The sequence below is a fragment of the Rhodoferax lithotrophicus genome, assembly GCF_019973615.1.
GTDB classification, from domain to species: Bacteria; Pseudomonadota; Gammaproteobacteria; order Burkholderiales; family Burkholderiaceae_C; genus Rhodoferax; species Rhodoferax lithotrophicus.
Map to the genome: position 1 here is coordinate 2,587,744 of NZ_AP024238.1, position 23,093 is coordinate 2,610,836.

At 53.5% G+C, this 23,093-nt stretch carries 12 protein-coding genes; 5 read left to right on the forward strand and 7 right to left on the reverse strand.

Annotation, left to right across the window (positions count from 1 at the left end; translation table 11 throughout):
- Positions 1-166: 166 nt before the first annotated feature.
- From LDN84_RS11990 to LDN84_RS12020, 7 genes are all read right to left on the reverse strand, one after another.
- Positions 167-2,065: a propionate--CoA ligase gene (locus tag LDN84_RS11990; protein WP_223903694.1), complete on the reverse strand. Its 1,899-nt coding sequence runs from the start codon at positions 2,063-2,065 to the stop codon at positions 167-169.
- A 192-nt stretch (positions 2,066-2,257) separates the two neighbouring features.
- Positions 2,258-2,860, reverse strand: a complete 603-nt coding sequence (locus LDN84_RS11995; RefSeq protein WP_223903695.1) for an isochorismatase family protein — start codon at positions 2,858-2,860, stop codon at positions 2,258-2,260.
- 115 nt (positions 2,861-2,975) lie between these two features.
- Positions 2,976-3,845 (reverse strand): HDOD domain-containing protein, encoded by an 870-nt coding sequence (locus tag LDN84_RS12000; protein ID WP_223903696.1) that lies wholly within the window; start codon positions 3,843-3,845, stop codon positions 2,976-2,978.
- A 48-nt stretch (positions 3,846-3,893) separates the two neighbouring features.
- Entirely contained in the window at positions 3,894-7,091 is a 3,198-nt protein-coding gene (locus LDN84_RS12005) for a bifunctional diguanylate cyclase/phosphodiesterase (protein WP_223903697.1), read from the reverse strand.
- 33 nt (positions 7,092-7,124) lie between these two features.
- Positions 7,125-8,084: an alpha-E domain-containing protein gene (locus LDN84_RS12010; RefSeq protein ID WP_223903698.1), complete on the reverse strand. Its 960-nt coding sequence runs from the start codon at positions 8,082-8,084 to the stop codon at positions 7,125-7,127.
- 87 nt (positions 8,085-8,171) lie between these two features.
- Entirely contained in the window at positions 8,172-9,662 is a 1,491-nt protein-coding gene (locus LDN84_RS12015; protein WP_223903699.1) for a circularly permuted type 2 ATP-grasp protein, read from the reverse strand.
- A 424-nt stretch (positions 9,663-10,086) separates the two neighbouring features.
- The gene (locus LDN84_RS12020) at positions 10,087-12,492 is read right to left on the reverse strand and encodes a DNA internalization-related competence protein ComEC/Rec2 (protein ID WP_223903700.1); all 2,406 of its coding nucleotides are present in this window, start codon (positions 12,490-12,492) and stop codon (positions 10,087-10,089) included.
- A 336-nt stretch (positions 12,493-12,828) separates the two neighbouring features.
- Here LDN84_RS12020 and LDN84_RS12025 point away from each other — a divergent pair, with 336 nt between their 5' ends.
- From LDN84_RS12025 to LDN84_RS12045, 5 genes are all read left to right on the forward strand, one after another.
- On the forward strand, positions 12,829-14,652 hold the full coding sequence (locus tag LDN84_RS12025) for a methyl-accepting chemotaxis protein (RefSeq protein WP_223903701.1): 1,824 nt from the start codon (positions 12,829-12,831) through the stop codon (positions 14,650-14,652).
- Positions 14,653-14,830: 178 nt separating this feature from the next.
- Positions 14,831-17,761 carry a Cache 3/Cache 2 fusion domain-containing protein gene (locus LDN84_RS12030; RefSeq protein ID WP_223903702.1) on the forward strand — a complete coding sequence of 977 codons (2,931 nt, stop codon included), beginning with the start codon at positions 14,831-14,833 and terminating at the stop codon, positions 17,759-17,761.
- A gap of 181 nt (positions 17,762-17,942) precedes the next feature.
- Positions 17,943-18,701: a phosphate/phosphite/phosphonate ABC transporter substrate-binding protein gene (locus LDN84_RS12035; protein WP_223903703.1), complete on the forward strand. Its 759-nt coding sequence runs from the start codon at positions 17,943-17,945 to the stop codon at positions 18,699-18,701.
- The gene (locus LDN84_RS12040; protein ID WP_223903704.1) at positions 18,698-20,902 is read left to right on the forward strand and encodes an ATP-binding protein; all 2,205 of its coding nucleotides are present in this window, start codon (positions 18,698-18,700) and stop codon (positions 20,900-20,902) included. Before LDN84_RS12035 ends, LDN84_RS12040 begins: the two co-directional genes overlap by 4 nt.
- Complete coding sequence (locus tag LDN84_RS12045; RefSeq protein WP_223903705.1) at positions 20,899-23,058, forward strand: GGDEF/EAL domain-containing response regulator; 2,160 nt, start codon at positions 20,899-20,901, stop codon at positions 23,056-23,058. Before LDN84_RS12040 ends, LDN84_RS12045 begins: the two co-directional genes overlap by 4 nt.
- The last annotated feature ends 35 nt before the right edge of the window (positions 23,059-23,093 follow it).

Below are 23,093 nucleotides of genomic sequence, written 5' to 3' on the forward strand. Positions count from 1 at the left end.
TCCCTTGGGGAAACTTTAGCTGGTTAAAGCTGATGGTTGATTAACCTCCCGCGTCACGGCTTGACCGTTTGGCGGATGCGACAGTGGCGTTGGAAGGGCCGATTGCAAAAAGAATTGTGCCATCAGAAAGCAGCACAATTCTTACAAGAAAAATTTAACCTCAAAATTATCTGGCGCTTACCAAATCCTTGATTTGTTGCAAAGCTGCCGGATCATCCATCGTAGTCAAGTCGCCAGGGTCACGACCTTCGCACACGGCAGTGATGGCACGCCGTAAACATTTGCCACTGCGTGTTTTCGGCAACACGGTGACAAAACGCACGCGTGCCGGACGCGCCACAGCACCCAGGTCACGGTCAACCAGTTTGAATATTTCCGCTTCCAGTTTAAGTGCACTGGTTTCGTCTGCCACAAGACTGGCATCCTTAACCACGGCAAACGCCATCGCCACCTGACCTTTCAGCTGATCGGCTACCCCAACCACAGCCACCTCCGCAATGTTCGGATGTGCAGCAATACTCTCTTCAATTTCACGGGTGCCCAAGCGATGCCCCGCCACATTGATCACGTCATCGGTACGTCCGAGAATGAAATAATAGCCATCGGCATCACGTACACCCCAATCAAAAGTGCTGTACACCAGCTTGCCAGGAACACTCTTCCAGTAGGTGTTCACAAAGCGCTCATCATCACGCCACACTGTTTGCATACAACCTGGCGGCAGTGGGCCTTCCACAGCCACCACACCCTTTTGATTCGGACCAGTAAGCTCCTCACCTGTTTGATCGTCCAGCAACTTCACGTCATACCCATAGACCGCTTTGCCGGGCGAGCCAAACTTGCTGACCACTTTTTCCACGCCGTTGCACAGCGCCAAAATGGGCCAGCCAGTTTCCGTTTGCCAGTAGTTGTCAATGATGGGCTTACCCAGGCCATCACTGATCCACTGTGCAGTGGGCTCATCCAATGGTTCGCCCGCCAAGAACAGTGCACGCAGGCTGGACAGATCATATTTGGAGAGCAAGGTCGGATCTTGCTTTTTCAGCACCCGGATGGCAGTGGGTGCACTGAACATCACGGTGACCTTGTATTTTTCGACCAGGCTCCACCAAATTCCGCCATCGGGACGAATTGGCAACCCCTCATACATGATGGTGGCCATCCCTGCAATTAACGGACCATAAATGATGTAACTGTGTCCTACGACCCAGCCAATGTCGCTTGTGGAAAAGTAAGTTTCACCAGCATTACCCGCGTAGATATGTTTCATGCTGGCAGCAAGTGCTACACAATAACCACCAGTGTCCCGTTGTACGCCCTTGGGCTTGCCGGTCGTACCACTGGTATAGAGCGTGTAACTGGGATGGGTGGAGTCCACCCATTCGCATTCGACCACGGTATTGAGATTCTTGTCCCGCAACGGTGCCCACAGTTTGTCACGCCCATCCACCAAGGCCATGGGAACCAGACCACGATCCACCAGCAGCACGGATTCTGGTTTGTATTTGGACAGGTTGATGGCCTCGTCCAACAGAGGTTTGTAGGCCACCGCCTTGCCACCGCGCGAACCTGCATCTGCACTAATGATGACCTTGGGCTCGGCATCTTCAATGCGCGAAGCCAGAGAACCCGAGGCAAAACCGCCAAACACCACCGAATGAATGGCACCGATACGGGTGCAAGCCAGCATGGCAAAGGCAGCCTCGGCAATCATTGGCATGTAAATTAATACGCGATCACCTTTTTGCACCCCCAACTCTTTCAGAACTGCAGCCATACGCTGGACTTCAGCATGCAAGTCACGGTAGGAATACACCTTTTCCTGATTGGTCTCAGTGGACACAAAAATCAATGCAGCCTGATCAGCACGATCTTTCAGGTGACGATCCACAGCGTTGTGGCACAGATTGGTGATACCACCGACAAACCATTTTGCAAAAGGTGGATTGCTGTAATCACATACTTGCTGAGGTTGAACTTTCCAATCCACCAATTGGGCTTGCTCACCCCAAAAACCGTCACGGTCAGTGAGAGAACGTTGATGAAATGCGGCATACGTGGTCATAGGCGGTCTCCAATGTTTATAGATAAACTGAATTCATAATTATGAACGTTGAACTTGCAATACCCTGACTCGGAAAAAATGTCTTCTTCAAAAGAATTCATCCAGAGACATTGGCCAGGGCAATTTTTCACTTAAACCAGTTGAAATAAAATTTTGATAGCAGTCTGCGCTTATCAGACAAGGGCTACATAGCTATTTGATCAAACTCTGCACTATTTTGAAATGTGGATGCTCTGCACTGCGCAACCATTCAAAAATTACCATCTCCGTGGTCATCAATTCGGCACCAGCGCCCGCCAACCGGTCAAATGCGGCATCTCGATTGCGCTCGGTTCGAGAACTGCAGGCATCGGTCACGACCCATACATCAAACTCATCTTCAAGCAAATGCAATGCTGTTTGCAACAAACACACATGTGCTTCGCAACCCGCAATCACGATATTGTTGCGCTCGGTGGGCGTATTGGATGGTTTTTGTAAATGCTTAGGCAAACTGCGCGCATTGCCCACAGGGGCTTTCAGGGGGGGCCGCAACCACTCTCCCAAACCTTCTTCAACACCACTGAATTGCATCTTGGCTAACGTGCGCTGACACAAGGTTCGTAACTCTGGTGGGTTTTCACCCAGTTTGGATGGATTTTGCTCGGTACCCCACACCGGAACCTGTAGTTGTTTGGCTGCTTGTGCCAATATGCTCGCATTGGTCAACACCAACTGAGCTTCAAAAATAGCGGGCATCAATCGGGACTGGTAATCAACCAGAACCAATTGGGAAACTTCAACATCAAGCAACATGACAAGCTTTCGGTAAATGGATCAAATCGGAATAAACCTTAGATTGTCCATCAGGTGAACTGGCATTGGAACAGGCAGAAAATCCACAGACATTGCACAACTTGAACGACTCATCTCATGCCACCACCACGCTTTCAAACATGGGATAAAGCGTATCCACCCATGTATCAACTTCTGCCTCGCTGATCTGCAAAAAGGCCAGGCATTCAGACCCATGACGCAGCCACTCGCGCTGATCCTTGACCCCTTCATGGCGCGCCACCAAATGATCCGCAATGGCGGCAATGGCAACCAGTTGGCGTACGTCCATGGCTACGGCGGCATCATGCAGCACTGAAAAGTCATGGTGCAGTCGCACCGCATGGGCAATGACCTGGGGCAAGCGCCAAGTTCTGGCCACGATGGCCCCGACCACCGCATGATCCGTTCGGTGCGCAGCATTCTCGGTCTGGATAAAGGTGCGATCCTGGCGTGCCATGGCTTCCACCAGGGTGCCACTGTAGCCGCGGATGCCCTGCAGCATCACAGGAATTCCGACATGAAAAAACAAGCCACAGGTCTTGGCCACGTCCACGTCCACGCCATACATTTGCCGGGCAATGTGTGCCATGGCCATGGAGCGACGTGTGGAAGACTCCCAGAAATGCTCGATCAGCGTGGGGTCGATACGAATGGCGTGACGCAGCAAAAAACCGGTTAATAAGGATGCGGTCGGCCGCATACCCAGCATTGATACCGCCTGCGCCACTGAACTCACGGGCTCACGCCGGGCATACAACGGGCTGTTGGCGATGCGAATCAGTGCCGCCGTCATGGCCACATCGCTGGCCGCAATGGCCGCAATGGCCTGTGGATCAGGGTCAGCCTGATTGAGCTCGGCCTGCAACTGCACCAACAATTGCGGGCATGGTGGAATAACAATGTCTTTGACCGGGCCAGCTTCTCTGACGTGATCAAGTTCGCGATTAATGTCCTGGGCATTCATGCATGGGTCTCCTGCCCGTGGATTATTGCTGCAAATATAGCTTCAGCTTTACGCTCTGCGCTCGATCAGATGGCGCTGCACACCAGCCCATTGCACCAAGGAGTTTGAATCAAGTGGTCGAGCAAAGAAATAACCTTGCAACTCTTCACAACCCAGCGCCGTCAGTTGTTGGGCCTGTCCCTGATTTTCAACACCCTCCCCAACCAGACGCAAACCCAGTTCGTGCCCTAGAGCGATTGTGGCACGCACAATGGCCATATCTGCAGGATCGTCCAGCATATCGCGCACAAATGACTGGTCAATCTTGAGCTTGTCAATCGGAAAACGTTTCAAATACGCCAGACTGGAATAGCCTGTACCAAAATCGTCAATAGACAGCATCACCCCCAACTCTTTGATGGCTTGCAAAGTGCCAACCGCCAAGTGCGAGTTGTGCATCAAATGCGACTCCGTGATCTCCAATTCGAGCTGACTTGGTTCACAGCGATATTGCACAATGTAGCTGCGCAGCAAATCTAGCAAACCCGGATCAGCCAACTGCACAGCCGACAGGTTAATGGCCATGACCCAATGGCCGTACCCGGCATCACGCCAAGCAGACCATTGCGCACAAGCCTGTTGCAAAACCCAAGTGCCAATGGGTTTGATCAGCCCGGTTTCTTCCGCTACAGGGATAAACCGGGACGGAGGCACCTGACCCAGCTCAGGGTTGTACCAGCGCAATAACGCTTCCACGCCCACCATCTGGCCAGTTTGTGCATCTATCTTGGGCTGATACAGCAGTGTGAACTCCTGATGCTCCAAGGCCGACTTGAGATGCTGCTCCAGCATTTGACGTTCATGAACGACTTGATCAATCGAGACATCAAACAAACAAGCTGCATCACGGCCACTCGATTTGGCGTTGTACATGGCAGCGTCGGCACGGCGCATCAATTCGTCACGATCCGTACCATCTTGCGGATAGGTGGCGACACCCACACTACATGACACGTTGAGCTCTTGTCCCTCCACCAGATGAACCTGTCTGATTAATGGAATGATGCGCTGTTCGGCTTGTTGGTGGGCCTGGGTTACATCTTTGAGTCCACGCAAAATCACCACAAATTCGTCACCGCCCAAGCGGCTCACCAGGTCTCCGCTACGCACGGCCTGCAACAAGCGTGAAGCCACCGAACGCAACAAGCCATCACCGATGTGATGGCCCAGGGTGTCATTGATGAGTTTGAACCGATCCAGATCGATAAAAAGTACGGCAATACACTCTCCGGTGCGACGTGCCTGGGCCAAAGCCGCATCCAATGTTTCGATACACAAAGAACGGTTGGGCAACTCGGTCAAAACATCATGATGAGCCAAAAATTTAACCCGATCCTCGGCCTTTTTACGGTCAGTGATATCGATACAAATCCCGATGTAATGCGACACCACCTCCTGCCGGGTGGCATCACGTACCGCTGAAATCATTAGTAACGCAGGATAGGTTTGACCACTTCGCGTGGTCAAACGCACCTCTCCCTGCCATTCATTGCGCCGCTCAATGGCTATCGCAATTTCCTGACCAATTTCAAACCCGTTCGCATCTGGGAAACTGGTCAACAGGCTGGAGAGCTGCTCCCCAAGCACTTCATAAAAATCATAAGAAGTAGCCTTGCAGAAGGCTTGATTCACACTGAGTATTTTTTGCTGGGCATCCATGATGATGATGCCCTCTGACGAAGCTTCAAACACCTTGGCCCACAACTGCAAGCGCTGCTCCATAAGTTTGAGCACGTTGATGGGCGTGAAGCTGGTCAGTACTGCGTCCACACCTTGAAACCGAACGCGCCTTGCCGACAACACCGCCCATGACGGTTCAGCTCCACCCAACCAGCGCACCTCGAACTCATCCACCCTGTCATGGTCAGCCAGGCGCTGGAAAAAACGGGCTCGCACACCGGGTTCCAGACCATATCGCCACGGGTCGGCACTGCGCCCCTCCAGCCATGGTTTGGCGGGTTCATTGGCATGCAGCACATGGTGATCAGGAATGGAAGTCACCACCATGGCAATAGGCATGGCTTCCACTAACTCAGTTTGCGCCTGGGCCGCACGCGCACTGGCAGCCAACTCTTGTTGTACCTCCCGATCATGATCCAATTGCGCCAGCATGCCGTTGAATGTGGTGACCAAGTGACCAATCTCATCTTCACTGGCCCAGCGCGCACGTAATGCATAGTTACTGCTTTGACGCACTTTCTCGGCCACACTTGCCAATTGTTTGAGTGGACTAGAAATCTGTCGTGCCACGGTGTACACCAGACTCAAAATCCCCACCAGCAACAACAATGCTGTTCCCAGATGCAACCACATGCGGGCAAACAGCCCATCCACTCGCAGCCTCAACAAGACATCCAACTCACGAGATGTCAATTGCCATGTTTTATCCAAAGTCTGCAGACCTTGCTGATGAACGGCATTAAAGTCTTCCAGATTGATGTGGATGGCATCTTTTTGCGCAGCATCCCGCACCAAACTCAAAATCAACTCAATATGCTTCACCAATTCCTGATTCGCGCCTTCCAGACGTGTTTTCAAGACGGGAGAACCAGCGGTGAATGCCTGCAGGTAATCAGAGCTGATACCTTGCAAAATAGCATCGAGTCGACCGGCAAGAATAAGCAGCGTGGATGCTTGCAAACTGGCCGCTGACGGTGTGCGACTGGCCTGACTCATAGCCACTGCAGCCTCGTTCATCACCTCAAGCAACTCGGGGAATCGCAACACCACCAAAGACATGCTGTAGTAGCTATCCAGATCAGGATCCAGAATCAGGTTGGACTGATTACCTACTGTCGTCAGCAAGGTACGCGCCTGGCTGATCAATTCCTTGCGCCCAGACTCTTCGGAGCTGTTAGGCGACACATAAACTTGCCATGCGCTCGCTACCGACTGGGATATTTCGGTCGTTTTAAGGGTCGCATCGCTGAGCACTCTCTGGGCATCAAACTTATTAAACCGCTCCAAGGTTTGGGCTGATTGGGCTGCATTTCCGATCAGTGCAGGAAAAAGAAAATCGCGTACGCTGTCGCAGTAAGCCACGCCAACGATTTCTTTGCGGGTGAAATCAATGGCCAAGTATTTCTCGTGAACCAAAATTCCAGAAATGTAGATGACCGTGGTCAAATCCAACAAATAAATCAGTGTGAGTTTGCGGCTCACACTCAAGCGCCCCAGCCAGTTGACAAAGGGTTTAAAAAAATGCATCGCTTGCTCTGCGCAACCTACCCAGGGTTGAATTTAAACCGCTGAAGGCACCAAAAAATCCCGGCTGATATGCGCGCCCAAATCGTTCACACGGTCTAAAAACTGCGTCAGATACGCATGCAATCCGGTAGCCAGAATCTCGTCAATACGGCCATATTGCAACTCTGCGCGCAATTTGCCGGCACGGCGCTGTGTTTCACCCGATTGGTCATTCGACACCATTTTCAAATTGCCCACCACTTCGTTCAGACTGGCATGTAAAGAACGCGGCATGTCAGGTCGCAAAATCAGCAACTCAGCCACACGCTCAGGCTTGATCACATCACGGTAGACTTTGCGGTAGACCTCAAAGCCGCTGACACTGCGCAAAATGGCGCTCCAGTGGTAAAAGTCGTATTCCTGATCTTTCACATTGGCGGTACCATAAAAATCACTTTCCACCGCGTGAAATTTCACATCCACCAAGCGGGCGGTGTTGTCAGCCCGCTCCAGAAAAGTACCCAAGCGCATGAAATACAGCGCTTCGTCCATCAGCATGGTGCCCACCGTCACCCCACGTGACAAATGTGAGCGGAACTTGACCCACTCAAAAAACTGGGACGGGTCGGTCTCAAACTCACCAGCCTTAAGCATGCGTTTGACTTCCAGCCAAGTCTGGTTTTGGGTTTCCCACACCTCGGTGGTGAGCGTGCCACGCACAGCACGGGCATTTTCGCGGGCCGCACTCAGGCAAGACACGATGCTGGAAGGATTGCTTTCGTCTTTAACCATGAAGTCCATCACACCTTTAGCCGTGATATCCCCATGCTTCTCTCGGTAGGTGGGCAACAGCTCACTGATGGACAACAAGCCTTGCCAACCTGCCTTTGCAACTGCATCAGACTGCGGCAGCAAAGAAGTTTGGTAATTCACATCAAGTAACCGGGCAGTGTTTTCGGCACGTTCGGTGTAGCGATTCATCCAAAAAAGGTGGTCGGCGGTGCGTGACAACATACTGTATATCCTCGATATTAATAGCGCATAACGCTTATTCCATGAGCCTTATAGCCCGATATTCACTAAATTAATTGCACTTTGCTATTAGCTTTGGCTTTGGCTTTGGCTTGTATTGACATCATCTTCCAGAATCCACGTGTCTTTTGTACCGCCACCCTGTGACGAGTTGACGACAAGTGAACCCTCTTTGAGTGCCACACGGGTCAAACCACCCGGCACCATTTGCACTGATTTGCTGGTCAGCACATAAGGCCGCAAATCAATGTGACGCGGGGCAATACCACTCTCGACAAAGGTAGGGCAACTGGACAGGCTCAGGGTCGGCTGGGCAATGTAGCCACCAGGGTTTGCCTGGACAGCCTTTTTAAAATCCTCCACTTCGGCTTTGGTCGCCGCAGGGCCAACCAACATGCCGTAGCCGCCAGCACCGTGCACCTCTTTGACCACCAAGTCTTTCATATTGGCCAGCACATAACCCAAGTCATCCTTGTTGCGGCACATATAGGTTGGCACGTTGTTCAAAATGGGTTTTTCACCCAGGTAGAACTCAATCATCTTGGGCACATAGGGGTAAATCGACTTGTCATCGGCAACTCCCGTGCCTACGCCATTACAGATGTTGATATGACCCGCCTTGTAAACATCCAGCAATCCCGCACAACCGAGTGTGGAGTTCGGACGAAATACCTTTGGATCCAGAAAATCATCATCTACACGACGATAAATCACGTCTACACGTTGTGGTCCACGGGTGGTGCGCATGTAGCAGAAGTTGTCTTTGACAAACAAATCCTGCCCCTCAACCAGTTCCACACCCATTTGCTGCGCCAGGAACGCATGCTCAAAATAAGCACTGTTGTACATACCGGGTGTGAGCACCACCACGGTCGGCTCAGCGGTTGTTGCCGGGCTGCTTTCACGCAGGGTTTCCAGCAGCAAATCAGGGTAATGCGCAATCGGTGCAACGCGGTGGGCACTGAACAGGTCGGGGAAAAGCCGCATCATCATCTTGCGGTCTTCCAGCATGTAGCTCACCCCGCTGGGCACGCGCAGGTTATCTTCCAGCACGTAGTACTCGCCATTACCCTTGGCATCAGGCGCACGCACGATGTCAATGCCGGAGATTTGCGAGTACACGTTGTTGGGCAAATCCACCCCCATCATTTGTGGTCGGAACTGGGCGTTGTTTTCAATCTGCTCGCGGGGAATCAGACCCGCCTTCAATATCTCCTGGTCATGGTAGACATCATGCAGAAAGCGGTTCAAGGCAGTGACACGCTGCTCCAGACCACGCTCCATGCTGTGCCATTCGTGTGCGGGAATGATGCGCGGAATCAGGTCAAACGGAATCAGGCGCTCGGTACCCGCACCGTCTTCGTCTTTTTCGCCATAGACCGCAAAGGTGATGCCAACACGGCGAAAGATCATCTCGGCCTCTTCACGACGCTTGGCCATCATGTCGCCCGGTTGGCGGGCTAGCCATTCATCGTAGATTTTGTAGTGATCACGAATCTGCTTGCCTCCAGAGAAAAACTCATAGGGCAGTTGGGTGTACATCTCGTCAAATTTCTGCATCATTTTCACTCCTGGGTACAGCTTAGCAAGCTTTGGGCCATCTTCTCTTTTTTCTGATCTTCCGGTTTGCATTTTTCTTGTGTTTTGAAGTTTCATTCTTTTGTAGCCCCCGCTATCACCCCCACCTCTTTCCACCCCCGCCGGGACGGAAAGAGGGGCGAACAGTCCTATTTGGCCGCGTCTTTTAAGAGACGTGCTACCAGGCATCGGCCAACTGGGCGGAATGAAAGCACAAAAATGCTCGCGCCGATAACCCGTTCGTCAACGCTCAATCACACAGGTTTTACATGGCAGGCCTATACCCTCATCGCTGTGTCGTCCGTACAGCTTGAATTTGCAACCCTCGCAACACAAAGCCCAATAGGGCTGTTAGGCACCCTCTCGCCTGGCGGGGTGAGCGGGCTGGGGGAGTGAGGCAAAAGAATCAAGGCACCTGATGATGCCAATACCTGCGCTGCACCTCACGCTCGCAAGTCACCCCCTGGGCTTGCCATGATTGCCAGCGCACCGCACCACAATGAGGCGTATCCACAACAGTGATGTGACGCTCGGCATAGCGCACCAAAACGGGGCTTGCTGGGTGACCGAAGCGGTTTCGGTAGCCCGATTGAACCAGCGCCATACGGGGATGCACCACATCCAGAAACGCGGCACTGCTGGAGGTTTTGCTGCCGTGATGCGGTACCAGCAACACATCAGCCGCCAACGGCGCACCACTGGCCACCAACCGGGTTTCTTGAGTTTGCTCAATATCACCTGCCAACAGTGCGGTTTGTGTCCCGTTGGAAATGCGCAGGGTACAGCTCATGGCATTGGTTTTGCGCACACCGGTGTAATCAGCGGCTTGGGGGTGTAGCACTTCAAAAAACACACCATCCCACTGCCAATGCTGCCCGGCTGCACAGGGCTCGGCGAGTCGTACCTGTTGCAGTTCATGTTCCGGCTCAATGGAACTCAGCAAACGGGCTTGCGGCTGCATCATCAGCACCGCCTGTGCACCACCAGTGTGGTCACTATCCCGGTGACTCAGCACCAACGTATCCAGTCGCACATCCAAAGCCCGCAACAGGGGTACCAGTACACGGTGTCCGGCATCACTTTCACGGCTAAAGCGTGGGCCAGCGTCGTATAACAAAGCATGATGGGCAGTGCGCAGCAACACCGCATTGCCCTGACCAATGTCTGCCGCCAAAAGCTCAAACTGCCCCATCGGGGGGCGGGGAGCCTGCCACAGCAACACCGGCAACAGCAGTGGCACACCCAGCAGCCGCCAACTCATGGGCAAACGCCAAGCCAACAACACCCCGCCCAATACCCCTGCAATGCCGGCCCACACTGGTGCCTGGGCGCTGGCATAGGTTGCCCAAGGCCAGGCGGCCAACTGACTCAAAAATGCCGTAAGCAACGCCACCGACCAAGCCGCAACCTGCCAAAGTGCTGGCCAAAACGTACCCAACAAAGCCAGAGGGGTCACGCACAAAGTGACCCACGGGATCGCCAGCGCATTCGCCAGCAGTCCCACCAAAGAAACCTGACCAAACAACAACAGACTCAAGGGTGTGAGTGCCAGCGTGATCACCCACTGCTCACGCATCAAGGTAACAAATTGGCCTCTAGCACCCGTTTTACCTGCGCTAAAAGCTCCAGAATCTGTAGCAAACAACACACCCACCGCCACAAAACTCAGCCAAAAACCGGCCTGTAACAACGCCCACGGGTCCATCAGAACCACCACAGCGCAAGCCAGTAACCATACCAGTGGCCATGGCCATCGCAAACCCAGCAAACGCAATACACCCACAGTGACCAGCATCAGCACGGTGCGCTGCGCCGGCACCCCCCAGCCACTGAACAAGGCATAAGCCAGCGCCAAAATGATGCCTCCCACCAATGCCGCACTGGGGGCACTCACCCGCAAGCACAGCCAGCTTGAGCGCCGCCACAACCACCCCACCAGCAGTGCGGCACCCCAGGCAAACATGGTCACGTGCAAGCCAGAAATACTCATCAGGTGCGCCACACCGGTGGCACGAAACACATCCCAGTCACTGCGCTCAATGGCGGCCTGATCACCCACGACGAGTGCGGCCAGCAGCCCCGCCACATGGGGGTCATCAGGCACATGGGCATAGATGCGCTCGCGAACCTGGCCGCGTGCCCATTCCACCGGGTAGCGCCATGTAATGCCCAGTAATTCAGGTATCGGATCTTTGGGGCCAGCGCGCACATAGCCGGTAGCTTGAACGCCCTGCTCCCACTGCCAAAGCTCGTAATCAAAGCCGTGAGGGTTGAGCGCCCCGTGCGGTGCTTTCAGGCGAACTGTCATTTGCCAACGCTCTCCCGCCTGCAAGGCTGCGGGTACACGTTGCAGTTCCCCCCGCAATTCGCCTGGGCCATCCCCTTTGGCAAACACACCGCTGTACCAGGCCAGCTCCAGCTTTTGCGGCACGCGCACGGTTTGACCGTCCTGCTGCGCCGTCTGAACCGCCAGGCGAAAACGCAGACCCGCTTCATTGCGCTGCGGCATGGAAGACACCACCCCCGTGATGACCAGGTTACGCCCTTCCAGTTCAGGCATCAGAGTCTGGCGCTCAAAAATCAGGGCGCGCCAACCTGTCAGGCCAAAGAGCAACAGCAGGCCAGCCAGCACCCAAGCACTCATGCGCATCCAGGGTGCAATTTTTTTGATAGCTGCCAGCGCAATTAGAACAAGCGCTACAGCCATAAAAAGCCCATAAGATGAAGCATCCCACAATTGCGGCTGAGCAATCTGCAAACCGGCCCCCAATACCGAGGCCAGCAACACAGGGGGCAGAACATCCAGTCTCATGCCATGAGCAACAAGAATGAAGTCAAGAATTGGCCAAAGTTCAAGGGGGGTGACATGGCATAAATGATAGTCTCGGCAAAAGCTTTTCCTGCTTCAACTGGCCGCTGGAGTTGCGCAAAATCAAACATTGAACAAAGACAAGAAAAAGAATGGCTATTCGGCTTGCGCCAACCCCTGTACATCTTTAAATTCGCCTATATTCATATTCAATAAGCCTAACTCATCAGCATCAGCAACAAGAAATACAAACTGATTCCATTTCTAAATCATCCGTGTTGCTGTTACTGGATGCTTGATCACAAATAGTTTAGAAATGAAATATGAAAGGGGTTACTTATGTCTAGTTTTTCAACCATGACAGTGGCTCGGCGTTTGGCTTTGTTAATTTCTGTTGCCGTGCTGGGAGTCGTCCTGCTAACGACCATCTTTCTGTATTCTGAACGTACCCTGATTTTGAATGAACGTCAAAACGCGGTGCGACAAACGGTCGAAATCGCTCATAACCTGGTGACGCACTATCAGCAACTGGCCACCACCGGAAAAATGTCAGAGACTGAGGCGCAACAGCTTGCCAAAGATACGATCCGACAACTGCGCTACGGCGGTGACGAATACTTCTGGATCAATGACATGAACAACACCATGGTGTTGCACCCCATCAAGCCAGAAATGGAGGGGAAAAACCTGATGGATATCCAAGATCCCACTGGTTTGCATCTGTTTTCCGAGTTTGTCCGCACCGTTAAAACCAGCGGCAGCGGTTTTGTGAACTACATGTGGTCCAAACCCGGAAGTACGGAACCGGTACCCAAAGTTTCCTACGTCAAAGGTTTTGCGCCCTGGGGCTGGGTCATTGGCTCAGGTGTGTATGTGGATACGGTCAATGCCACCGTGTTTAATCGGGCCATCGGCATTGCCCTGGGAACGGCCTTCTTGATTGGTATCTTGCTAGCCCTTGGCGTGTACATTTCCCGCAGCATCCTCAACCAACTCGGTTGTGAACCCAACGAAGCCGCTGTCATCACACAACAACTGGCCGAGGGAAATCTGGCTATCAATATCTCACTCAAAAATCCGGGACAGGCCAGCTTGCTGGCCTCCATCGCACTGATGCGTGACAGATTTGCAAAAATTGTTGGCGAGGTACGTCACGGCAGTGAAAGCGTCGCCACCGCCAGCATTGAGATCGCCCAAGGCAACCAGGACTTGAGCAGCCGCACCGAAAACCAGGCCAGCGCCCTGGAGCAAACCGCCGCCAGCATGGAAGAGTTGTCCTCCACCGTCAAACAAAACGCCGACAACGCCCGCCAGGCCAACCAGCTGGCCATGAATGCCAGCAGCGTCGCCGTGCAAGGTGGTGAAGTCGTGTCCCAGGTGGTGCACACCATGAAAGGCATCAATGAGGCCAGCCGCAAGATCAGCGACATCATCAGCGTCATAGACGGCATTGCCTTCCAGACCAACATCCTGGCGCTGAATGCCGCCGTGGAAGCCGCCCGTGCCGGTGAGCAAGGCCGTGGCTTTGCCGTAGTGGCCTCCGAGGTGCGCTCACTGGCCGGGCGCAGTGCCGAAGCCGCCAAGGAAATCAAGGCCTTGATCAACACCAGTGTCGAGCGGGTTGAACAAGGCACCACGCTGGTGGATCAGGCGGGCACCACCATGCAGGAAGTGGTCAACAGCATTCGCCGGGTGACCGACATCATGGGCGAAATCAGCGCGGCCAGCAACGAGCAAAGCCAGGGGGTCAGCCAGGTGGGTGAAGCGGTCACCCAAATGGATCAGGTGACCCAGCAGAATGCGGCGCTGGTGGAGGAAATGGCTGCCGCAGCCAGCAGCCTGAAATCCCAGGCGCAGGAATTGGTACAAACCGTGGCGGTGTTCAAGCTGGGCACCGGTGATGTGACCCACACGGTGGTGCCCACGGCGGCCGTGCGCGCACACCCACCCAAGGTCAGCCATTTCAAAGGGCCGGATCGCCGGGCCAGCGGCACCCCCAAGGGGGCTGCAGCCCGTGGCCACAGCGCACCTTCCAGCCGCCCAGCCCCGGCCAAAGCCCCCAGCGCAGCACCGTCCCCTTTGGCAGCACCGGCCCCCAAGCCAGCCCCTAAACCTGCGACTCAGGCCAGTGGCAGTAATGATGGGGATTGGGAGACGTTTTAAGGACATGTCACGCTCATGATCGCTCTATAAATCAGAGCTTCTAGACCTTACCAAACAAGGGCTAGAGAGAAAACCAATGTCATAAATTGAATTCCTAAGCGCCTTGTGAGCATCCTGATCCGGGTCACAATCATGGCGATCTGTGGACACTATCTCATTTTCAGAAAGCTTCAACAACATGACCCCATCATTGACAAGTTGGCATCGCATTGGCTTGGGTGCCAAACTGGCTCTCAGCAACTTTGTTTTAGTTGCCGCGGTGTTGACCTTGGGTGTGCTGGCCATTGGCTACTCCATCTCACAAACGATTGAGAACCGCGCCACCACCGAAGTAGCGGACAAAACCCAAATGCTCATCAACCTGATTGAGGGAACCGACCGCGATCTGAGAGTACGCACCAACGCCTTAGCCAAAGCCTTTCAAGGCAACCTCAAAGGCACGTTTGAGATGTTCCCTGCCAGCATCGACATCAAAGGTCAGGCCACCCCTACCTTGAAGCTGGATGGCAAAACCGTCAACCTTGACTTTACGTTGGTTGACCACTTCACAGACATGACCGGGGCCGTGGCCACCGTGTTTGCCAAGTCAGGCGACAATTTTGTACGTATCACCACCTCCCTCAAAAACGAGAAGGGAGAACGCGCCATCGGCACCTTGCTCGACCGCGCCCACCCCGGATACAAAGCCACGATGGCGGGGGTCAGCTTTACAGGCCTTGCCACGCTGTTTGGTCGTCAGTACATGACGCAATACAACCCGATCAAAGATGCACAAGGGCGCATCGTAGGATTAAGCTTTATCGGACTGGATTTTTCTGACTACCTCGCCGCCCTCAAGGATTCGGTGCGAGGTCTGAAAATTGGCCAGACGGGCTATTTTTACGTGCTCAACGCCAAGCCAGGTGACAAACTCGGTGAGCTCATCATCCACCCCGCCAGTGAAGGCAAAAACCTGTTGGCGACCAAAGATGCCAACGGTCGCGAATTCATCAAGGATATTCTGGCGCAAAAGAACGGTCAGATCCGCTACCCATGGATCAACCCGGCGTTGGGCGAGACCGTTCCACGAGAAAAAGTGGTGGCCTTTGCGTATCTTAAAAACTGGGATTGGGTCGTTGCTGGCGGCACGTATGTGGATGAATACACCGTTGAAATTAACCGCTTGCGCAACATGTATGCCATCGCTGGCTTGCTGATTGTGCTGGTCATCACAGGCATCTGGCTGCTGTTGATTCGGCGCATGGTGGTGCGTCCCATGGGTATGGTCACCGCCGCTGCTGAAAAAATTGCCCAAGGCGACTTGAGCACCACATTGGTGACAGATCGCCAGGACGAAGTCGGCCATTTGATTTTGGCCATGGGCAAAATGGAAACCGTACTTAACCAGTTTCAATTAGCACAAGCCGAGATGGCTCACCAGCATAACGCTGGAAACATTGACCATGTGATGCCTGCCGTGAGCCTGCCAGGTGCATATGGCGAAATGGCGCAAAGCATCAATACGCTGGTGCAATCACACATTGAAGTGAAGATGAAAGTGGTGGATGTGGTCACTGGTTACGCAGAAGGGCGACTCGACATCGCCATGGCGCGCCTGCCCGGCCAAAGAGCGCGTATCAGCGAAGCAGTTGATAAAGTGCAATATGCATTGCAACAAGCCAGCACCGCAGCACGTTTTAATGCCCGAGTCAAAACCGCGCTGGATAACGTCAGCTTGCCGGTGCGTATTGCGGATGTCGATGGCACGGTGATCTACATCAACCACGCCTTGCAAACCACCCTGCGGCAAAATGCAGCGGGTTTCCGTCGACAAATTCCTGGCTTTGATACTGAAAAAGTGGTTGGCGGCAGCATAGGTATGTTTTACGCTGAACCACAGGCGGCAGTGACACGCTTGCGCAATTTGACGACTGTCGCCCATTCGCGCCTGAATCTGGGGGGACGCTTGTATGACCTCACCACAACGCCGGTGAACACTGCTGAAGGTGAACGCTTGGGCACAGTGGGTCAGTGGCAAGATGTCACAGAACAACTCCGCGCCGAGGAAGACATTGACAAAGCGGTTCAAGCCGCCGCGTGTGGTGACTTGAGTGGCCGTTTGAGCCTGGAAGGTAAAAACGGTTTTTTTGCCAACCTCTCCAATGGCATGAACCAGTTGCTGGATACCAGCGAAGGCGTCATGACCGACGTGGCCGATGCCCTGAGTGCCTTGGCAAAGGGCGACTTGACCCACCGTATCCGCCGGGACTATCAAGGCCTGTTTGGCAAGGTCAAAGACAGTGTGAACACTTCCAGCGATAACCTGACACGTGTCATGGAAGAGGTTCGTGCCGCTGCCGATGCCCTTACAGGTGCTGCCAATCAGGTGTCAGCCACAGCCCAAGCGCTCAGCCAGGCTGCCAGTGAGCAGGCATCAAGTGTGGAACAAACCACGTCCAGCATCAGCCTGATGTCGGCCAGCATCAACCAAAACAGCGACAACGCACGTATCACCAATGGCATGGCCACCAAAGCCAGCACCGAGGCCAGTGATGGTGGCCATGCAGTCAGCCAAACTGTAGTGGCCATGAAGCAAATTGCAGCCAAGATTGGTATTGTGGATGACATCGCCTACCAAACCAATCTGCTCGCCTTGAATGCGGCCATCGAGGCTGCTCGCGCTGGCGAGCATGGCAAAGGCTTTGCCGTTGTGGCAGCAGAAGTACGAAAGCTGGCCGAACGTAGTCAGGAGGCTGCCAAAGAAATTGGTGAGCTGGCAAGCCAAAGCGTCACCACCGCCGAGCGTGCTGGCAAGTTGCTTGATGAAATCGTACCCAGCATCCAGAAAACCTCAGAATTAGTGCAAGAAATTACCGCCGCATCCAGTGAACAAAGCGGCTCCATCACCCACATTGGTGGAGCCATGGATCAGCTAAGCAAGGCCACCCAGCAAAACGCCAGTGCATCAGAAGAACTGGCGGCCACCAGCGAAGAATTGTCTGGTCAAGCCGAACAGCTTCAACAGTCTGTGGCGTTTTTCAAAACTGGGGATAGCCGTCATGCCGTGAATGTCCGCCACTCACGTTTGACAACGCCATCGCGACTGGCTCCGCCTAGAGTGGTTGGATGATTGGCCATTGGTTTGCAGTGCCAATTCAAGGTTCGTACAAAGAATTGGCCTCCTACAATGACGGCATTTTTTCACACATTTTGAATGTGATTTCGTAAAAGTCCATATGTCATTCAGTCCACTCACATGTATGCGCCGAACCTTTGTTTTGATCTTGGCGGCATGGGCCAGTGGTCAGACTATGGCTCAAACCGTTCAGCCTTTTCGTCTGGGTGTTGCGCCACACACAAGCGCCCGTGTGATCCTTGAGATGTACCAACCCCTTCGCCTTCATCTTGAACAAGCCTTGGGCAAGCCCGTAGAAGTGGTTACAGCCCCGGACTTTACGGAATTTGCGCGACGCATGATGCACCTGGACTACGACCTGGCGATCACCACAGGCCACCAGGCACGCCTTGCCCAAACAGATGCAGGATACACACCACTGATCACCTACATTGCTGATTTCAGGGCCGTGACCTTGGTAGCCGGCGATAGCAAGGTGAAACAGATTAGCGACCTCAAAGGCAAACAGGTGCTGGGTTTGTCATCCACCTCACTGGTCACGTTATGGGGTCAACATTGGCTTAAAAGTAATGGCTTGAGCCAACCGCTGCGCTATATCAGTGCCTCTGACAGTGTGGCGCATCTGATTCTTGAGAATCAGGCTGCTGCTGGATTTGCGTCCTTGGCCAACTACCAAAGTCTGCCGCGGGAACTGCAATCCAAACTGCGTTTTTTGGCCATCAGCGAGCCGATGGCTGGACGTGTGTACATGCTCAACCCACAACAACTGGCACTCAAAAGCACACTCGACAGTGCCTTGCAGAATTTTGCGCAAAGCGACTCGGGCAAAAGCTACTTTGTCAAATACAAGCTTGATGGTTATCGCATGCTCAAACCCAAAGAACTGGAAGCCATGGACCCCTTTGCAGCTGAAGTGCGTCAAACCCTGAAATGAAGCACCTGTTTCAAAGTGTGCGCACCCGCTTGCTGCTGGTAGCCTTGGCGGTTGAAGCGGTGATGCTGACAGTTTTGGTAAGTAACAGCTTGCGCTTGATGAACACCTACATGACGGCGCAACTTGAAGATCATGCCAATCAAATCACCCCCATTCTGACTGCCGCACTGGTAGCGCCACTGGCACAGCGTGACTACGCCACCGTGCAGTCGGTGCTTGATGAAAGCCGCAAAGGCAGTGGCCAAGGTATCCGCTACCTGGCCGTCAGCAATGTTCAAGGTGTACGCATGGCCAGCAGCGGAATTGAAGACCATGTTTCGCTGCCTCAGCCAGACACCAGTATCAACAACGTTGGTCATGACACTGACAGCTCCTACGACGTTCAAAAACCAATCGTCATGTTTGGTCAAAAGTTGGGGGTCTTGCATTTTGGACTGGACCTGTCGCCCATTTTTTTGGCCCAAAACACCTTAAGGAATCAAGGCTTGCTGATTGCCTTGATTGAATTGCTGCTGTCCTTTCTCGTATTAACTGCTCTGGTGTGGTGGTTGACCCGCCATTTGATTGACCTGACACGTGCCAGCCAAGAAGTAGCCATGGGTAACCTGAGTCCGGCCCCCATCAAGGAAGGCCACGACGAATTGGGCCAACTCGGGGCAGCGTTTAATGCCATGTCGCGTGCGGTGAACGAACGTGTGGCCGAACTGGTGGCGGCACGTCAAACCGCAGAACTGGCCAATCTGGCCAAAAGCCGCTTCTTGGCCACCATGAGCCATGAAATCAGAACACCCATGAATGGCATTCTGGGTATGGCACAGCTTCTGCTTGAGCCCAAACTCTCTGAACATGAGCGTCTGGACTATGCCCGCACCGTCTTGAACTCGGGTCAATCCCTATTGAGCCTGCTCAACGACATTCTGGACATGTCCAAAATTGAGGCCAACAAACTTCAGCTTGAACAAAGTATCTTTGAGCCGGCCCAGCTGCTGCATGAATCACAGTTGCTCTTTGAAAGTGTGGCTCTTCAGAAAAACCTGACCCTGACACACGACTGGAGCGGGCCTGTCAACGCTCGCTACCGTGGTGATGTATACCGGTTGCGCCAAATGTTATCCAATCTGGTGGGCAATGCGATCAAATTCACCCATCAGGGCCACATACACATTCAAGGCAGCGAACTGCACCGTTTGGAAGATGTTGCGGTGCTGAAAATTTCGGTCAAAGACAGCGGCATAGGCATGACAAGCGAGCAAGTTGCCCGTATCTTCCAACCCTTCGTCCAAGCGGACAACAGCACCACAAGGGAATACGGTGGCAGCGGTTTGGGCTTATCCATTGTGAGCCACTTGGCCACCTTGATGGGGGGTCAGGTGGGCGTGGAAAGTACCCCTGGACTGGGTAGCCTTTTTTGGTTTCAGGTGAGTGTGCAGTGTCCATCAGCGGCAGATGAATATGACCCCGGTAAACAACACCGCATAGAGGGTAAACCACCCACACTCAAGGGCTCGCCCCAGACCACCCCATCAACGGTAGAAGTCATGCTGGTGGAAGACAATCCCGTCAATCGCATGGTGGTAGAAACTTTTCTCAAACAATTTAAGCTGCACGTAACAACCGCTGAAAACGGCCAACAGGCACTTGATCTCATCACCCAGGGGGCCCAGCCCGCACTGATTCTGATGGATCTCCAAATGCCGGTGATGGATGGCTACATCGCCACCGAAAAAATCAGGGCCTGGGAGCGTGCCAACGCGCGTCCGCGTCTTCCCATCATGGCCCTGACTGCCAATGCGTTTCAAGAAGATCGTGAACGTTGTCTTTCGGTGGGTATGGATGCCTTTATCACCAAACCGATAGCCAAAGCAGACTTGCTCAAAGCACTCGCACCCTGGCTACCCAAGCAGCCTGACAGCGCCACCCCAATGAACCAGGTCCAGAACATTCCGCAACTACCTGGATTGGAGCCAGACTGGCCGAAAGTAAGCCAGTTACACGCCAAGTTGTCCAACATGTTGAAGCACCATCAATTTGATGCACTCGACTGCTTTGAACAGCTTGTGACCTTGACGAGTCACACACCACTGGCACAGCAGGTGAAAACCATCGGCCCTTTGATTCATAACTTGCAATTTGAACAAGCGCTGGCCCTGCTGAGTCAACTACCCACGACCGCCTCACATACAAGCCAAAGCGACACATGAATACCTTCATCAAAGCGCCCAAACCACGTATTCTGGCCATTGACGACACCCCAGCCAACCTGTTCACATTAGGTGCTTCACTCAAAAAAGACTTCGACCTGCAATTGGCTACCTCGGGTGCAGAAGGGCTTAGGCTGGCCATACAAGAGCCACCGGAACTGATTTTGCTCGACATCATGATGCCTGAAATGGACGGGTTTGAAACCTGCAAACGCTTCAAGGCCGAGCCAAGCCTGAAAGACATTCCGGTGATTTTCATCACCGCATTGGCGACTGTCGACGCTGAAATCAAAGGTCTTTCGTTCGGTGCACTGGACTACATCACCAAGCCGATTCAGGTTGAGACCGCACGGCAACGCATTCGCAACCTGCTCGACCGTGAACACTACCGGCAACAAGCGCAAATCAAAAGCCAGCAACTGGAAACCAAACTCACCGAGCTGAAACAGGCACAAGCTCAACTGAAGCTTGCGGCAAGCGTTTTTTCATCTGCACGTGAAGGCATTTTTATCACCGACACACATGGCATCATCGTTGAAGTGAATCAGGCTTTTGAACGCATCACTGGTTATGGCCGCGCAGAAGTTGTGGGGCAATCGCCAATGATGCTTAATTCTGGGAAACAAACCCCGGATTTTTACGCTGACATGTGGAAACAACTGGCCACCAAGGAACATTGGTATGGCGAGCTCTGGAATCTCCGTAAAGGGGGCCAGCTGTATGCAGAAATGCTCAATATCTCTTCGGTGCGTGACGCTCAAGGCCAGATCCAAAACTATGTGGCACTGTTCTCCGACATCACGGTACAGAAAGAACACGAACAAGAGCTGGATCACATTGCCCACTACGACATGCTCACAGGTTTGCCCAACCGGGTCTTGCTTGCTGATCGCCTGCGCCAAGGCATGACACAGACCCTTCGGCGCGGCCAGCACCTGGCCGTGGTGTTCCTCGACCTGGATGGTTTCAAAACCGTCAACGACAACTTTGGTCACGGGGTCGGAGACCAACTGCTGAGCATACTGGCCAACCGCATGAAACTGGCGCTACGTGAAGGTGACACGCTTGCACGCACCGGTGGTGACGAATTTATTGCCGTACTGATGGATCTGGAAAACACAACCACCAGTGACTCCCTGTTGCTGCGTTTGCTGCAAGCGGCCGCCATGCCATTTGATCAGGATGGCTCACACCTGCAAGTATCGGCAAGCATTGGTGTGAGTTTTTACCCCCAGGAAAGCGACATAGATGCGGATCAGCTGATCCGCCAGGCCGATCAGGCGATGTACCAGGCCAAACTGGCTGGTAAAAACCGTTTCCACGTGTTTGATGCGGTACAAGACAGTGGTCTGCGTACACACCATGAAAGCCTGAAACGTATTGGGCAAGCCCTGAAAAACAACGAGCTGGCGCTGTACTACCAGCCTAAAGTGGATATGCGCAGCGGTAAAGTGATTGGTCTGGAAGCCCTGATCCGTTGGCAACACCCTGAGCTTGGCCTGCAGGCACCGGCCCTGTTCTTGCCGGTGATCGAAGATCATCCGCTGGCTGTAGAGGTAGGTGAATGGGTGATTGAAACCACTCTCAGCCAAATCGAGCAATGGCAGTCCGCAGGTTTGGACATCCCTGTCAGTGTGAATGTGGGTGCACGCCAATTGCAGCAACCGGTGTTTGTGGATCGGTTGCGTACCCTGCTGGAAAACCACCCTTTGGTGAAACCCGGCATGCTCTCACTGGAAGTGCTTGAAACCAGTGCCTTGGAAAACATGACGATGGTGAGCCATGTCATCGAACAATGCCGTCAGATGGGGGTGACTTTTGCGCTGGACGATTTTGGTACCGGCTATTCGTCACTCACTTATCTAAAGCGGCTTCCCGTGACCACTTTAAAAATTGACCAGAGTTTTGTGCGCGATATGCTGGTTGATGCTGATGATCTGGCCATTTTGCAAGGTGTGATCGGGCTTGCCCAGGCATTTGACCGGGAGGCTATTGCTGAAGGTGTCGAAACCACTGAACACGGCGTACGCCTGCTGGCCATGGGATGTTATCTGGCCCAAGGCTACGGTATTGCGCGCCCCATGCCTGCACATCACGTTCCAGACTGGATCAAACACTGGCAATGTGATGCCGCATGGGTGTATCCAACCCACTGAGGTTCAAGCACCTCGTGGCTCGTCGGGTCCATTCC

Coding starts and splice junctions, on each gene's coding strand:
- LDN84_RS11990 (WP_223903694.1), bottom strand. CDS start 2,065: ATGACCACGTATGCCGCATTTCATCAACGTTCTCTCACTGACCGTGAC.
- LDN84_RS11995 (WP_223903695.1), bottom strand. CDS start 2,860: ATGTTGCTTGATGTTGAAGTTTCCCAATTGGTTCTGGTTGATTACCAG.
- LDN84_RS12000 (WP_223903696.1), bottom strand. CDS start 3,845: ATGAATGCCCAGGACATTAATCGCGAACTTGATCACGTCAGAGAAGCT.
- LDN84_RS12005 (WP_223903697.1), bottom strand. CDS start 7,091: ATGCATTTTTTTAAACCCTTTGTCAACTGGCTGGGGCGCTTGAGTGTG.
- LDN84_RS12010 (WP_223903698.1), bottom strand. CDS start 8,084: ATGTTGTCACGCACCGCCGACCACCTTTTTTGGATGAATCGCTACACC.
- LDN84_RS12015 (WP_223903699.1), bottom strand. CDS start 9,662: ATGCAGAAATTTGACGAGATGTACACCCAACTGCCCTATGAGTTTTTC.
- LDN84_RS12020 (WP_223903700.1), bottom strand. CDS start 12,492: ATGAGACTGGATGTTCTGCCCCCTGTGTTGCTGGCCTCGGTATTGGGG.
- LDN84_RS12025 (WP_223903701.1), top strand. CDS start 12,829: ATGTCTAGTTTTTCAACCATGACAGTGGCTCGGCGTTTGGCTTTGTTA.
- LDN84_RS12030 (WP_223903702.1), top strand. CDS start 14,831: ATGACCCCATCATTGACAAGTTGGCATCGCATTGGCTTGGGTGCCAAA.
- LDN84_RS12035 (WP_223903703.1), top strand. CDS start 17,943: ATGGCTCAAACCGTTCAGCCTTTTCGTCTGGGTGTTGCGCCACACACA.
- LDN84_RS12040 (WP_223903704.1), top strand. CDS start 18,698: ATGAAGCACCTGTTTCAAAGTGTGCGCACCCGCTTGCTGCTGGTAGCC.
- LDN84_RS12045 (WP_223903705.1), top strand. CDS start 20,899: ATGAATACCTTCATCAAAGCGCCCAAACCACGTATTCTGGCCATTGAC.